Origin of the sequence: Kocuria sp. CPCC 205231, from assembly GCF_040980965.1 — a bacterium.
GTDB lineage: Bacteria > Actinomycetota > Actinomycetes > Actinomycetales > Micrococcaceae > Kocuria > Kocuria rosea.
The window spans coordinates 1-12,488 of record NZ_JAVKPP010000021.1; the positions used below are offsets into that span (position 1 = coordinate 1).

A 12,488-nucleotide genomic window follows, 5' to 3' on the forward strand; every position below is an offset into this window, starting at 1 on the left:
CGACTGGGTCGACGGCATGCGCGTCATCCCCGCCTCCCGCAGCAAGTACTCCCTCGAGGTCCCCGTCCCGGGCACGGTCGAGGACTCGGCCGCGCAGAAGGCGGAGGCCGCCAAGAAGGCCGATGCGGCGAAGAAGGCGGCGGCCGCCAAGAAGGCCGATGCGGCGAAGAAGGCCGAGGCGGCGAAGAAGAAGACCGAGGCAGAGAAGAAGCGGGCCGAGAAGGCGAAGGCCGAGAAGACGAAGGCTGAGGCGGAGAAGACGAAGGCCGACGCCGCGAAGAAGGCGAAGGCCGAGAAGACCGGGAACGCCAAGCAGCCGGCGAAGCAGGTGGAGGCCGCCCCAGCAGCCCCGGTGGTGACCACGCCCCCTCCGGTCGCTCTCACACCGACTCCGACCACGCCGGGGTCGCCGGCTGCGCAGCCTGACCGGCCGGATCCGGTGGAGACCGTGCCCGCGCCGGTGGAGACCGTGCCGGACCCGGTGGAGACCGTGCCGGACCCGGTGGAGACCGTGCCGGACCCGGTGGAGACCCTGCCTGATCCCGTCGAGCCCGATCCTGTGGAGCCCGAGCTCGAGCCGGGAGTCGCTCCCGTCGTCGTGCCGGACGCGGTGCGGGACACCGACGGGGACGGGACCATCGACATGGAGGATCCCGACATCGACGGGGACAAGATCCCCAACGAGCTGGACTCCGACATCGACGGGGACGACATCGACAACGCTGACGACCCGGACATGGACGGCGACGGCCTGCGCAACGAGGACGACCTGGACCGCGACGGCGACGGGATCCCGAACGACCAGGACGCGGAGCCGGACAGCCCGGCGCCGAAGGCCGCGGCCGGGCCGGCCACCGGCAGGACCGGGACCACCGACCCGGCCGATCCGGCCGGCCCCGCGGAGGGCGCCGGTGTCGCCGGGGCGGCTCCGGCCGCCGAGCTCCGGCCGGCCGCCGGGGCGGCTCCGGCCGCCGAGCTCCGGCCGGCCGCCGGAGCGGACGGGACCGTCCGTCCCTGACGTCCCGCGCGGAGTTATGCAGGCGTGACGAGGTCATCTGCCGAGTCGGGAACGCGGACGACTAGAATTTGCCCCGGGCCGACGAATTACTTTCGCGCGGGAGCGGGAGCCATGAGCACCACCGACCACGGTGCGCCGGACCACGGGACGACCAGGGCGCTCCAGGAACTCCGGGGCCGTCTCGCCGGGGCGCTGGTGGAGCCGGGGGACGCCGACTACGACAGGGCCCGCCGCGTCTGGAACGGCCTGATCGACGCCCGTCCCCGGGCTCTCGTGCGGGCCGGGGACCTCGCCGACATCGACCTGGCGCTGGCCGCGGCCCAGCGCACGCGCCTGCCGCTGGCGGTGCGGGGCGCCGGGCACGGCGTGGCGGGCCACGGCACGGTCGAGGGCGGCCTGGTGCTGGACCTCGGGCGGCTGCGGGGCGTCGTCGTCGATCCCGCGAACCAGCTCGTGAGCGTGGAGCCCGGCACCACCTTCGCCGCTCTCGACCGCGCCACGGCCCGGCACGGCCTCGCCGTTCCCGGCGGCCTCACCGGCGCGGTGGGCGTGGCGGGGCTGACCCTGTGCGGGGGCATGGGGTGGCTGACCCGCAGCAACGGGCTGAGCCTCGACAACCTGGACTCCGCCGACGTCGTGACCGCAGCCGGCGACCACCTGCACGTCAGCGAGGAGGAGAACGCCGGGCTGTTCTGGGGGCTCCGCGGCGGCGGGGGCAACCTCGGGGTGGTCTCCTCCTTCACCTTCCGGGCCCGCCGGCTGCCGTCCACCGTGCTCGCGGGGAACCTCCACTACCGAAGGCCGCGCTGGGCGGGCGCCCTGTCCGCCTTCGCCGCGTGGTCGCGCGGTCTGCCGGACGAGATGAACCCGGTCCTCACCTTCGCGATCCCGCCCCCGGCGGCCGGGATGGGCGAGGAACCGGTGCTGACCGTGGGGTTCAGCTGGGTCTCGGAGGACCACGCAGCAGGCCTGGACGTCGTCGACGGACTGCGGGAGGACGCTCCGCCCGACGCCGAGGAGATGGGCCCGACGCCCTGGCTCGCGTGGCAGGGGGCGCGGGACGGGCTCTTCCCCCGGGGCTCGCACGGCCACTGGCGCAACCTTCCCTTCTCCCGGCTGGACGACGAGGTCGTCGACGTCCTCGTCGGGCTGGCCTCCGGGATCACCTGCCGAGGCACCGGCATCGACGTCCACCACCTCGAGGGCGCCTTCGGCAGGGTGCCCGAGGAGGCCACCGCCTTCCCCAACCGGTCCGCACGGTACTGGCTGACGGTGCACGGCGTCCGGCACGACCCGGCCGAGGACGAGCACCTCGCAGCCTTCGTGCGGACCGTGCGGGACACGATGCAGCCGTTCGCCGAGCACGGCGAGTACGTCGGCCTCCTGGGGCCCGACGCCGAGCTCGGGGGCGACCCGGTGGAGGCGGCCCGCCTGGCCTACGGGCGGGAGAAGCACCAGCGGCTGGCCGCCCTCAAGGACCGCTACGATCCCGGGAACCTCTTCCGGCACAACCTGAACGTGCCGCCCGGCCGGCCCTGAGCGCACGTCCGGCAGGGCCTCCTGGTGCGGGCTCGCGCCCCGAGGAACCTGCGGCCCCGCCCCGTCATGTCCGGGCGATGTCGATGGCAGCCCTTCCCCGGCCACGGACCCCGCACTAGGGTCGTCAGTCCAGAGACCCCGCGTTCCCGGGAGGCGCCCCGCATGCCGATCTACGAGTACCGGTGCCGGGAGTGCGGCGACTTCGAGGTCCTGCTGGGCATGGGCGCGGCCACGCGCGAGAGCGACTGCCCCGGCTGCGGCTCCGCGGCGCGGCGGCTGATGAGCGCGCCCGGGCTCTCCCGGGCCGGCACCCCCGCGGCCCGGCTGATCGAGCGCACCGAGCGCACCGCCGCGGAGCCCGACGTCGTCGCCGCGCCCCCGCCCGGCTCCCGGCGAGCGACCCGCACCACCGGCAACCCCCTGCACCGCAGACTTCCCCGGCCCTAAGAGGCACACCACCGCAGCACAGCCGCCAAGGAGGCACGTCATGCCGGAGCTCATCTTTCCCCTGGACTCGTCACGGCCGTTCGAGGACCAGCAGCTGGTCGGGCACAACCGGTGGCACCCGGAGATCCCCCCGGTGGCCACCGTGCGACCGGGGGACACGTTCCGGGTGCACTGCCGGGAGTGGTTCGACGGCGCGATCGTCAACGACGACTCCGCCGAGGACGTCCTCAACGCGCCGCTGACGACCGTGCACAAGCTCTCCGGCCCGTTCGCGGTGCAGGGCGCCCAGCCGGGCGACCTGCTCGTCATCGACATCCTCGACGTCGGCCCGATCCCGCAGGAGGACTCCGGCCCCCTGGCCGGGCAGGGCTGGGGGTACACCGGCGTCTTCGCGCGGTCCAACGGTGGCGGCTTCCTCACCGACCGGTTCCCGGACGCCTACAAGGCGATCTGGGACTTCCGCGGCCAGACTGCGACCTCGCGGCACGTCCCGGAGGTCTCGTTCACCGGCATCGTCCACCCCGGCCTGATGGGCACCGCGCCCTCCGCGGAGCTTCTGGCCCGGTGGAACGCGCGCGAAGGGGCGCTCATCGCCACCGACCCGGACCGGGTCCCGCCCCTGGCGCTGCCGCCCGAGCCGGAGAACGCCCTGCTCGGCGGGGTTCCCGGCCCGGACGTCGAGCGGGTCGCCGCGGAGGCCGCGCGCACCGCGCCGCCCCGCGAGAACGGCGGCAACCAGGACATCAAGAATCTCACCAAGGGCACCCGCGTCTTCTACCCCGTCTTCGTGGACGGCGCGAACTTCTCCGTGGGCGACCTGCACTTCTCCCAGGGCGACGGCGAGATCACGTTCTGCGGCGCCATCGAGATGGGCGGGTTCATCGACTTCCACGTGGACGTCATCAAGGGCGGCATGGAGACCTACGGGGTCACGGAGAACGCAATCTTCCTGCCGGGCAGGACGGACCCGCAGTACAGCGAGTGGATCGCCTTCTCCGGCACCTCGGTGACCCTCGACGGGGAGCAGCGCTACCTCGACTCGCAGCTGTCCTACCAGCGGGCGTGCCTGCACGCCGTCGACTACCTCACGAAGTTCGGGTACTCCCCGGAGCAGGCGTACCTGCTGCTGGGCGCCGCGCCGATCGAGGGCCGGTTCTCGGGGGTGGTGGACATCCCCAACTCCTGCGCCACGGTCTATCTGCCCACCGCGATCTTCGACTTCGACGTCCGGCCGTCCGCGTCCGGACCGCACCGGGTGGATCCGGGCGCGGGGGCGCCGCACGCGGCCGCGTGAGCTCAGCCGGTCCCGAGCGCGAGGTACAGGTCGACCACGGCGGTGGCCACGTCCTGGCCGCAGGCCGCGGAGGGGTAGCCGGAGCCCAGCACCGCGATGTGGTGGGCGGTCCCGCCCGACACCGTGCGCCCCACGCTGTGGGTGTCCCACGCGCCGCCGGCGTCCGGCAGCCACCCGTTCTTGACGAGGGAGTCCGCCGCCCCGGACCCGTCCGCGCGGGCCGCGCCCACGCCCCAGGTCTGGGACGGATGGGTGGGCCGCATCTGCTCCCGCAACCAGGCCAGGTCCTCCTCGGGCAGCCAGTCCGCCCCGTGGACGACCGTGCCCAGCACGGCCAGCTGGTCGGAGGCGGTGGTCAGGTTGTGGCCCCAGCCGCCCGAGGACCGGGTCGAGCTGACGCCCATGAGGTCGTAGGTCTCGTTGAGCTCGCCCTCCATGGCGGAGAGCGTGGGCCCGAGCGCGCCGTAGAGAGCGGTGGTGGACTCGTTGCCGCTCTCGTGGACGCTGTCGCGGATCAGGGCCCGCTGCTGCTCCGTGAGCCGGCCGTCCCGCTCGGCGGCCAGGCGCATGGTGGTGAGGGCCAGCGGGACCTTGGAGAGGCTGGCCTCCATGCCGGACACCTCGGGGCGGTGGGCGAAGACCGTGCGGCCGTCCGCGTCCTGCACCAGCAGCCCGATCTCGGCGCCCACCGCCGCGCTCAGCCCGTCCAGCGCGGTGGTCAGGGCACGCCGGTCGTCCTGCGCCGCGGCGGGCAGCGGGCCCGCGGCCGGACCGCAGGAGGCGGGGACGGTGACCGCCGCGGTCGTGGCGGCCGCACCGCCCGGGGCGGCCGGGAGCGCCGCCGCGGGGGCCGGGACGGTGAGTCCCAGGAGGAGCGCGGCGGCCCCCAGGGTGCGGACGGTCCTGCGGTGCTGCGGGTGCGATCGGCTCATGGTGCCCATGCTCTCGCACGGCGGCCGTCCTGCCGAGCCGGGCGGGTCCGCCTCACGCAATGAGACCCCGGTCCGTCCAGGACGTCGGCAGGTGCCCGCCGGAGGGGAGCAGCACGAGCTGGGCCGAGGGCAGCCGCTCGGTGAGGCAGCGCGCGTGGGCGGGGGGCACCACGTCGTCGTCCTCGGCGTGGACCACGACGATCTCGAGGTCCGCGAGCTTCCGGCCCACGGTGGAGGGCAGGGCGAACCCCTGCTCCTCCACGTCCGGGTGCTCCGGGCACCAGCACGGGGCCGCCACGGTCACGACGCGCTGCAGCAGGGTGGGGATCCGGTGGCACAGGAAGCGCAGGGCCTCGGACCCGCCGAGGGAGTGGCCCACGATCACCCAGGGCTCGTCCGGGATGGCGCGGACGGCCCGGCCGATCGCCTCCTGCCACTGGTCCGGGTCGGGATCCTCCGGGCTCGGGAGGTCCGGGGCCACGAGGTCGGCATCGGGCCACTGCCGCCGCACGGCCTCGAGCACCGGGTTGTCGCCGGTGCGGGGCTGGGGCCCGGCACCGTGCAGGAAGAGGATGCGCTGGACCATGGGTCACCTCGGGGACGGGGGAGGTGACGGCGGACGCCGCCTCCACCAGCGTCCCCGCCGCCGCGGCGAGGTGTCAAGAGCGGCGGGAGGCTCCCGGGCCCGCTCCCACGACGTCGAGGCCGGGCCCCTCGAGCCGGTCCAACGCCGCGGTGCGGCCGGTCAGCAGCAGCAGGAGCGCGTCGATCGCGCCCCGGACCTCGGGGCCGCTGCCGGCGTGCCAGTCGACGTCGGTCGCGGTGAGCGCCACCCCGCGCAGTCTCCGGCGCGCCCGGAACGGGAAGGGCATGGACCACACCCGGTCGGCGGCCGTGCGCGCGGCCTCCGGGGGCATGGCGTGGTGCCGGCCCAGGGGCAGGACGATGTCCTGGGTGTGGACCAGGACGTCCAGCAGCGGCTCGCGGACGGTCGTTCCCGGCGGGTGGCGCCTCGAGCCGTCCAGGCGGCGGTAGTCGGCGAGGATCGACTCGACCGGCCGGCGGCCGCGGGCCCGGCCGTCCAGGTACAGGGCGCGGTTGTAGTCCCCGCGGCCCCGCCACAGGGCCGGGACGAGATCGGCGAGACCGACCTGGGGCGAGGCGATGACGTGCGCCGCGACGTCCCGCACCGCCCATCCCGGGCAGAGGGTGGGGTGGTCCCACTCCTCGGGACGGAGCGTCTCGAGCAGGTCCGCCAGCGCGGACCGCTCCCGGTGGACGGCGTCCCAGATGGCGTCGCGGTCCATGATAATCTCCTCCAGATGGTCAGGTTTCCTGACTGAATTTTCCGGCGGCGACGGCCAGGCTGTCAAGGGGTGGGCATGCACGAGGACGCGGGGACCAACACGGGGCTGCTGCTGTACTACCCGTACCGGGACATGGAGATCCGGGTGGTCGAAGCCCTGCACGCCGCCGGCTTCGCGGACCTCTCCTACGCGCAGGCCCGGATCTTCCAACGGATCGGCCCGGACGGCACCCGCACGGTGCAGCTGGCGGAGCAGGCCCGGGTCACCAAGCAGACGGCCAGCCTGCTCGTCCAGGCCCTGGAGGAGGAGGGGTACGTGGAGCGGCGCCCCGATCCCGCCGACGCCCGGGCGCGGCTCGTGAGCGTCGCCGAGCGCGGCCGGGCCGCCCAGGCGGTGGCGGCCGGGGTGGTCGCCGAGGTGGAGGAGCAGTGGCGGCGCCGGCTCGGGGCGCGGCGCTATGCCGCGCTGCGCCGGGGGCTCGCCGAGCTGCACGAGGAGCCCGGCGGCGTCCGCTCCCCGCCGGCCGACCACGGGGCGCCCGGCTGACCCGGCGGCGCCCGGCCGACCCCGCGGCGGCGTGGTCGGCCGGGGCACGGGGGTCACGGGGGCGCGCCGTGGTCACCCGGTGGCGCGGCGCGGCCGTCAGGACACAATGGGACCATGACCGACGCCGCTCACCCCGCCCCGCCGGAGGACCCCCGCACCGGCCGGGCCTACTGGACCGTGGAGCCCGGCCGGGGAGAGCTGCGCACCGCGGAGCTGCCCGTCCCGGGCCCCGAGGACGTCCTGGTGCGGGCGCTGCGCTCCGGGGTCAGCCGCGGCACCGAGTCGCTCGTCCACCGCGGCCTCGTCCCGGCGCGCGTGCACGGGCGGATGCGCGCCCCGTTCCAGGAGGGGGACTTCCCCGGCCCCGTGAAGTACGGCTACCTCTCCGTGGGCGTCGTGGAGCAGGGGCCGGAGGACCTGGTGGGCCGGCGGGTCTTCAGCCTCCACCCCCACCAGGACCGCTACGTGCTCCCCGCCTCCGCCGTGACCCCGGTGCCCGACGACGTCCCCTCCGGGCGCGCGGTGCTCGCCGGCTCGGTGGAGACGGCCGTCAACGCGCTGTGGGAGGCCGCGCCCCGCTTCGGGGACCGCGTGGCCGTGGTCGGCGCCGGGATGATCGGCGCGTGCACGGCTGCGCTGCTGGCCCGCTTCCCGCTGGCCCGGCTGCAGCTCGTGGACCCGCAGCCGTCCCGCGGGGGGCTCGCGGCCCGGCTCGGCGTGGAGCACGTGCTGCCGGAGGACGCCGCGGGGGAGTGCGACGTCGTCCTGCACGCCTCCTCCACCGCCGCCGGCCTGGCGCGGGGGCTCGAGCTGCTCGGCGACGAGGGGGAGCTGATCGAGCTGTCCTGGTACGGCGACGAGGACCCGGCCGTCCCGCTCGGCGCCGACTTCCACGCCCGCCGGCTGCAGCTGCGCGCCAGCCAGGTGGGCGCCGTCGCCCCCGCCCGCCGGGCCCGCCGCACGACCGCCGACCGGCTCGCCACCGCGCTGGAGGCCCTCCGGGACCCCCGCTTCGACGCCCTGCTCTCCGGGAGCTCCTCGTTCGAGGAGCTCCCCGCCACGATGGCGCGGCTCGCCGCAGGAGCCCCGGACGTCCTGTGCCACGTGGTGCACTACGACTGACCGTCCCCCACCCACCCGAGGAGCTCCGTGTTCACCCTGACCGTCCGAGACCACATGATGATCGCCCACAGCCTGCCGGACCCGTTCTTCGGCCCCGCCCAGAACCTGCACGGGGCCACCTACGTGGTGGAGACCACCTGGTCCCGGCCGGTCCTCGACGAGCACGGGGTGGTCATGGACATCGGCGTGGCCAACGACCTGCTCGCGGGCGTCCTCGACGGGCTGCGCTACCGCAACCTCGACGAGCACCCGGACTTCGCGGGCCGGCTGTCCACCACGGAGGTCCTGGCCCAGTACGTCGCCGAGCGGCTCGCGGCGGGGGCGGCGTTCGTCGAAGGGCTCGAGCGGCTGACCGTGACCCTCCGGGAGACCCCCGACGCCTGGGCCTCCTACACCCTCGAGCTGCCCGTGCTGAGCGAGCGCGGCGGGCCCGCCCCCGCCCGGTGAGCACCGCGCGCGGGGGCATCGACGTGGTGGTGCCCGACGACGGCGGGCGGCCTACCGGCGGCTCGCTCTACGACCGCCGGCTCGTGGCGGCGCTGGACGCCCTGGGGCGCCCGGCCCGGCTCGTGCCGGTGGCCGGGGGCTGGCCCGCGCCGGACGGTGCCGCCCGGGCCCGGGTGCGGCGCGCGCTGGGCGCACCGGCCCCCGGGCGGGCGGTCGTCCTCGACGGCCTCGTGGGGTGCGCGGCACCGGAGGCGGTCGACGATGCCGTGCGCTCCGGGGTGCCCGTGCACCTGCTCGTGCACCTGCCCCTGCCCGCCGAGACCGGGCTGGACCCCGCGGCCGCCACGGAGCTCGCCCGGCGGGAGGCTGCCGCTCTGGCCGCCGCCACCGGCGTGCTGGCGCCCAGCGCCTGGGCGGCCCGCGACCTCCTCCGCCGCTACGGCACCGCGGACGCCGTCGTGGCCGAGCCGGGGGCCGAGCGCGGACCGGTGGCCGCGGGGTCGCGCCCGCCGCGGCTGACCTGTCTGGCGTCCCTGACGCCGCGCAAGAACCAGGGCCTCCTGCTGGAGGCCCTCGCGCCGCTGACCGCCCTCGGCTGGACCCTCGACCTCGTCGGCCCCGAGGGCGGCCCCGAGCACGTCCGCACCCTGCGCGCGGCAGTCCGGGACCTCCCCGATCCGGGGCGCGTGTGCTGCCCCGGTCCCCTCGAGGGCGCCGCGCTGGCCCGGCAGTGGGCGCGCACCGACCTGCTGCTGCTGCCCTCCACGACCGAGACCTACGGCATGGTCGTCACCGAGGCGCTCGCCCACGGCGTGCCCGCGGTGGTCGCGGCCGGCACCGGTGCGGTCGAGGCCCTCGACGGCACGCCAGGACCCCGGGGTGCGCCCGACACCGGTGTTCCGTCCGGTGCCGGCCCCCGGGCCGGTGCCGCCCTCGACCCCACCGACCCGTCCGCCTGGACCGCGGTGCTGCGCGACTGGCTGACCGACCCCGCCCTGCGCGCGCAGTGGCGGGCCGCCGCACTGGCCCGTCGCGACCGTCTGCGCAGCTGGACGGACACCGCCCGCGACGTCCTCGCGGCGATCGGCAAGCCCCTCGACCCGTCCGACCCCCACGGGCGCAGTCCCGGCCGGGACCCCGACCACGACACCGACCCCACCAGGAGGCCGTCATGACGAACCGCCCCGTCCCCGACCGTCCCGTCGCAGGCGACTGGCTGGCCCTGCGGGAGCCCGCCGACGCCGCGGCCCGCGAGGACTCCCTGCCGCTGATCGCCCGCATCGTGCGGCACTGGGAGCAGCTGCCGCCGGCCGCGGCCCCCGGCGCCGCGGACACCGAGCCGGTCGTGGTGGTGGACCTCGGCGCCGGGACGGGCGCGAACCGGGCCTGGCTCGCCCGGCACCTCCCCGGCCCCCAGCGCTGGATCCTGCTCGACCACGACCGCGAGCTGCTCGACCAGGCCGTGGCCGCCGCCCGAGCGGAGGGGGCCGACGTCGTGCCCGTCCTCGCCGGGGTCGAGGAGCTCGGCCGGGTGCTCGCGGAGCACCCGGCGGCCCGCCGGCTCGTGACGTGCTCCGCCCTGCTCGACCTGCTGACCCGGCAGCAGCTCCGGGACCTGGCGCGCGTGCTCTCCGAGGAGGCCGTCCCGGCGCTCCTCGCCCTGACCGTCGACGGCGAGGTCCTCATCGACCCGCCCCACCACCTGGACCCCCCGGTGCTGGGGGCCTTCGAGGACCACCAGCACCGCGGCGAGCTCGCCGGGACCGACGCCGTGCGGCTGGCCGCGGAGGCCCTGCAGGAGCGCGGCATGGTCGTGGACGTGACGCCCACCCCCTGGTGGATCTCCGACCAGCCGTGGGCCCGGCCCCTCCTGGAGCGGTTCCTCGCCGACCGCGCGGACGCCGCCGTGGAGCACCGCCCGGACCTCACGGCCGAGGCCCACGCCTGGCTGCGGACCCGCCTGGTGGACTGCGCCCGCGGCCGGCTGCGGGCCACGGTGGGGCACGCGGACGTGCTCGGCCTGCCGCCCGTCAGCTGAGGCCGCGGGCGCACCGCTCCAGCCACAGCACGTCCCGGCCGAAGGACACCAGCAGCAGGACGAGCGCGATCACGGTGGCCGTGACGGCCAGCGGCAGCGGGATCAGGGGGACCAGCGCGCCGAGCAGGACGCCGCCCTGGATCCCCGCCACCACCCGCCGGTACGAGGAGAAGGGCAGCTCGCGGCGCCACGCCGGGCGCACCCGCAGGCCCAGCAGGAAGAGGTAGCGCAGGGCGCCGATCACCACCACCCACCACGCCTCCGGCAGCCCGATCCGGGCGGCGACCGCCACCGAGAGGAGCAGCAGCAGCACGGCGTCGACCTCCTGGTCGAACCGGGCCCCGGCGCGCGTGGCGGTCCCGGTGCGGCGCGCCACCCACCCGTCGATCCCGTCGAGCAGCCACGCGGGCAGCGCGACGGCGAACACGGCCCAGCACCAGGCGTCGGCGGGCCGGCCCCCGTCATGCCCCAGCACGGGGGCCAGCCCCAGGGGCAGGAGCGCGGCGGCCAGGGCGACGAGCACGGAGCGGCCCACGGTGACCCGGTCGGCGGGGCCGTAGGGCTCGCCGCGGCGGCGCACGGTGCTGCGCACCACCGCCCCGAGCACGGCGAGACCCAGCAGCACCGAGCACGCCAGCACGGGGAGCGCCGCGTCCGCCAGGAGGAGGAGCGCCGCGAGGGCGCCGCCCAGCACCGCGAAGGCGAGCAGACCGTCCCGGCGCGCCGAGGAGTGCGGGCCGGTGGAACGGGCCAGGGGCATGCGGTCGCCTTCCGCGTCGGGGGTCTTCATCCTGGGCGGGCCCGGCCCGCCGCGTCAATCCGGGCGGCGGCGGGCGGTGGCTAGACTGCGCCCATGCCCGCCGAGACCACGCCCGCCCCCACGCGGCGGCGGCCCGTACTCCGCGTGCTGCTCGCCGCCGGGCAGGCGGTGGCCGGGCTGGTCCTCCTCGCCATGCTGTTCCGCGTGCTCGGCACGGACGCGGTCCGCAGCGCCGTCGGGATCCTCACCCCCGCCACCGTGGCGCTCGCCCTGGGCGCCGGGCTCGTGGCCACCGCGGCCCAGGCCCAGCGCTGGCGGCTGGTGGCCCGCAACCGGGCCACACCGATCGGCTTCCGGGAGGCGCTGGGCGAGTGCTGGGCGTCCGGGCTCGTCAACCTGCTGCTGCCCGGGGGCGTGACCGGGGACGCCGTGCGGGTGCTGCGCCGCCGCCGGCGCGGCGACAGCTGGCCCGGCGCCGGCGGCTCCGTGCTGGGCGAACGGCTGGCGGGGACGTCCGTGCTCCTCGCGGCCGGGGTCGTCCCGGCCCTGGCGGTCGGCGGCTGGCTCGCCACGGTCCTCGGCCTCGGGGCGCTCGCCGTGGGTGCCGTCGCCTGGCGCTCCACGAGCGGCGCCCCGGCGCGGGACCGGGCCGGGGTGTGGGCGCTGTCCGTGCTCGCCTGGGCCTGCTACCAGGGGCTGTTCCTGCTGGCGGCCGTGCGCACAGCACCCCAGGAGACCCTGGCGAACCTGTGGGGGACCACCGTGCTGGGCCTCGCCGGGATGTCCGTGCCCGTCGGGGTGGGCGGCTGGGGTCCGCGGGAGGGGATCACCACCTTGGCCGCGATGGCCCACGGCCTGCCCGCCGGGACCGGCTTCGCGATCTCGATCGGCTACGGGCTGCTCGCCCTGATCTCGGCCCTGCCGGGAGCCGTGGTCCTGGCGGGCTGGCTGCTGCCCCGGCGCACCGGCTCTCCCCGCGCCGGTTCTCCCCGCGGCTGACGAGCCGGTCGACCGGCGTCGGGAGGCCCGTGGTGTGCG

13 protein-coding genes and 1 pseudogene are annotated in these 12,488 nt (G+C 76.5%); 10 read left to right on the forward strand and 4 right to left on the reverse strand.

The features are described from left to right. The 4 genes and pseudogenes from RF640_RS16975 to fmdA all read left to right on the forward strand — a co-directional run. Positions 1–1,018 (forward strand): annotated as a pseudogene (locus tag RF640_RS16975) (hypothetical protein); the annotation flags it as partial. Between the two features lie 111 nt (positions 1,019–1,129). After that, positions 1,130–2,557 (forward strand): FAD-binding oxidoreductase, encoded by a 1,428-nt coding sequence (locus RF640_RS16980; RefSeq protein ID WP_368828445.1) that lies wholly within the window; start codon positions 1,130–1,132, stop codon positions 2,555–2,557. A gap of 162 nt (positions 2,558–2,719) precedes the next feature. After that, a complete protein-coding gene (locus RF640_RS16985) occupies positions 2,720–3,004 on the forward strand; it encodes an FmdB family zinc ribbon protein (RefSeq protein ID WP_109221354.1) in 285 nt (94 codons plus the stop codon). A 40-nt stretch (positions 3,005–3,044) separates the two neighbouring features. Next, entirely contained in the window at positions 3,045–4,298 is a 1,254-nt protein-coding gene (gene fmdA / locus RF640_RS16990; RefSeq protein WP_109221353.1) for a formamidase, read from the forward strand. Positions 4,299–4,300: 2 nt separating this feature from the next. Here the strand turns inward: fmdA and RF640_RS16995 are convergent, their stop codons facing one another. From RF640_RS16995 to RF640_RS17005, 3 genes are all read right to left on the reverse strand, one after another. Continuing rightward, on the reverse strand, positions 4,301–5,230 hold the full coding sequence (locus tag RF640_RS16995) for a hypothetical protein (RefSeq protein WP_126349770.1): 930 nt from the start codon (positions 5,228–5,230) through the stop codon (positions 4,301–4,303). A gap of 52 nt (positions 5,231–5,282) precedes the next feature. Further along, positions 5,283–5,816 (reverse strand): alpha/beta fold hydrolase, encoded by a 534-nt coding sequence (locus tag RF640_RS17000; protein WP_017834750.1) that lies wholly within the window; start codon positions 5,814–5,816, stop codon positions 5,283–5,285. Positions 5,817–5,889: 73 nt separating this feature from the next. Beyond that, positions 5,890–6,537: a maleylpyruvate isomerase family mycothiol-dependent enzyme gene (locus RF640_RS17005; RefSeq protein WP_035923331.1), complete on the reverse strand. Its 648-nt coding sequence runs from the start codon at positions 6,535–6,537 to the stop codon at positions 5,890–5,892. A 75-nt stretch (positions 6,538–6,612) separates the two neighbouring features. Here RF640_RS17005 and RF640_RS17010 point away from each other — a divergent pair, with 75 nt between their 5' ends. The 5 genes from RF640_RS17010 to RF640_RS17030 all read left to right on the forward strand — a co-directional run bounded on the left by RF640_RS17010 (position 6,613) and on the right by RF640_RS17030 (position 10,690). Further along, positions 6,613–7,083: a MarR family winged helix-turn-helix transcriptional regulator gene (locus RF640_RS17010; protein WP_126346588.1), complete on the forward strand. Its 471-nt coding sequence runs from the start codon at positions 6,613–6,615 to the stop codon at positions 7,081–7,083. Positions 7,084–7,197: 114 nt separating this feature from the next. Then, positions 7,198–8,205 (forward strand): zinc-binding alcohol dehydrogenase, encoded by a 1,008-nt coding sequence (locus tag RF640_RS17015; protein ID WP_368828446.1) that lies wholly within the window; start codon positions 7,198–7,200, stop codon positions 8,203–8,205. Between the two features lie 27 nt (positions 8,206–8,232). Then, entirely contained in the window at positions 8,233–8,652 is a 420-nt protein-coding gene (locus RF640_RS17020; RefSeq protein WP_017834754.1) for a 6-carboxytetrahydropterin synthase, read from the forward strand. Beyond that, positions 8,649–9,827, forward strand: coding sequence for a glycosyltransferase family 4 protein (locus RF640_RS17025; RefSeq protein ID WP_368828447.1), 1,179 nt, complete (start codon positions 8,649–8,651; stop codon positions 9,825–9,827). Before RF640_RS17020 ends, RF640_RS17025 begins: the two co-directional genes overlap by 4 nt. Further along, positions 9,824–10,690, forward strand: a complete 867-nt coding sequence (locus RF640_RS17030) for a class I SAM-dependent methyltransferase (RefSeq protein ID WP_251356065.1) — start codon at positions 9,824–9,826, stop codon at positions 10,688–10,690. Before RF640_RS17025 ends, RF640_RS17030 begins: the two co-directional genes overlap by 4 nt. Here RF640_RS17030 and RF640_RS17035 read toward each other — a convergent pair. Then, positions 10,683–11,450, reverse strand: coding sequence for a CDP-alcohol phosphatidyltransferase family protein (locus RF640_RS17035; protein ID WP_081994105.1), 768 nt, complete (start codon positions 11,448–11,450; stop codon positions 10,683–10,685). The genes RF640_RS17030 and RF640_RS17035 overlap by 8 nt on opposite strands. A 93-nt stretch (positions 11,451–11,543) precedes the next feature. On the opposite strand from RF640_RS17035, the gene RF640_RS17040 reads away from it, so the two are divergent. Continuing rightward, positions 11,544–12,449, forward strand: coding sequence for a lysylphosphatidylglycerol synthase domain-containing protein (locus RF640_RS17040; protein WP_251356066.1), 906 nt, complete (start codon positions 11,544–11,546; stop codon positions 12,447–12,449). Positions 12,450–12,488 lie beyond the last annotated feature (39 nt).

What these genes read in the sequence shown, in the direction of transcription:
- RF640_RS16980 (WP_368828445.1), top strand. Translation starts at nt 1,130, where the DNA reads ATGAGCACCACCGACCACGGTGCGCCGGACCACGGGACGACCAGGGCG.
- RF640_RS16985 (WP_109221354.1), top strand. Translation starts at nt 2,720, where the DNA reads ATGCCGATCTACGAGTACCGGTGCCGGGAGTGCGGCGACTTCGAGGTC.
- fmdA (WP_109221353.1), top strand. Translation starts at nt 3,045, where the DNA reads ATGCCGGAGCTCATCTTTCCCCTGGACTCGTCACGGCCGTTCGAGGAC.
- RF640_RS16995 (WP_126349770.1), bottom strand. Translation starts at nt 5,230, where the DNA reads ATGAGCCGATCGCACCCGCAGCACCGCAGGACCGTCCGCACCCTGGGG.
- RF640_RS17000 (WP_017834750.1), bottom strand. Translation starts at nt 5,816, where the DNA reads ATGGTCCAGCGCATCCTCTTCCTGCACGGTGCCGGGCCCCAGCCCCGC.
- RF640_RS17005 (WP_035923331.1), bottom strand. Translation starts at nt 6,537, where the DNA reads ATGGACCGCGACGCCATCTGGGACGCCGTCCACCGGGAGCGGTCCGCG.
- RF640_RS17010 (WP_126346588.1), top strand. Translation starts at nt 6,613, where the DNA reads ATGCACGAGGACGCGGGGACCAACACGGGGCTGCTGCTGTACTACCCG.
- RF640_RS17015 (WP_368828446.1), top strand. Translation starts at nt 7,198, where the DNA reads ATGACCGACGCCGCTCACCCCGCCCCGCCGGAGGACCCCCGCACCGGC.
- RF640_RS17030 (WP_251356065.1), top strand. Translation starts at nt 9,824, where the DNA reads ATGACGAACCGCCCCGTCCCCGACCGTCCCGTCGCAGGCGACTGGCTG.
- RF640_RS17035 (WP_081994105.1), bottom strand. Translation starts at nt 11,450, where the DNA reads ATGCCCCTGGCCCGTTCCACCGGCCCGCACTCCTCGGCGCGCCGGGAC.
- RF640_RS17040 (WP_251356066.1), top strand. Translation starts at nt 11,544, where the DNA reads ATGCCCGCCGAGACCACGCCCGCCCCCACGCGGCGGCGGCCCGTACTC.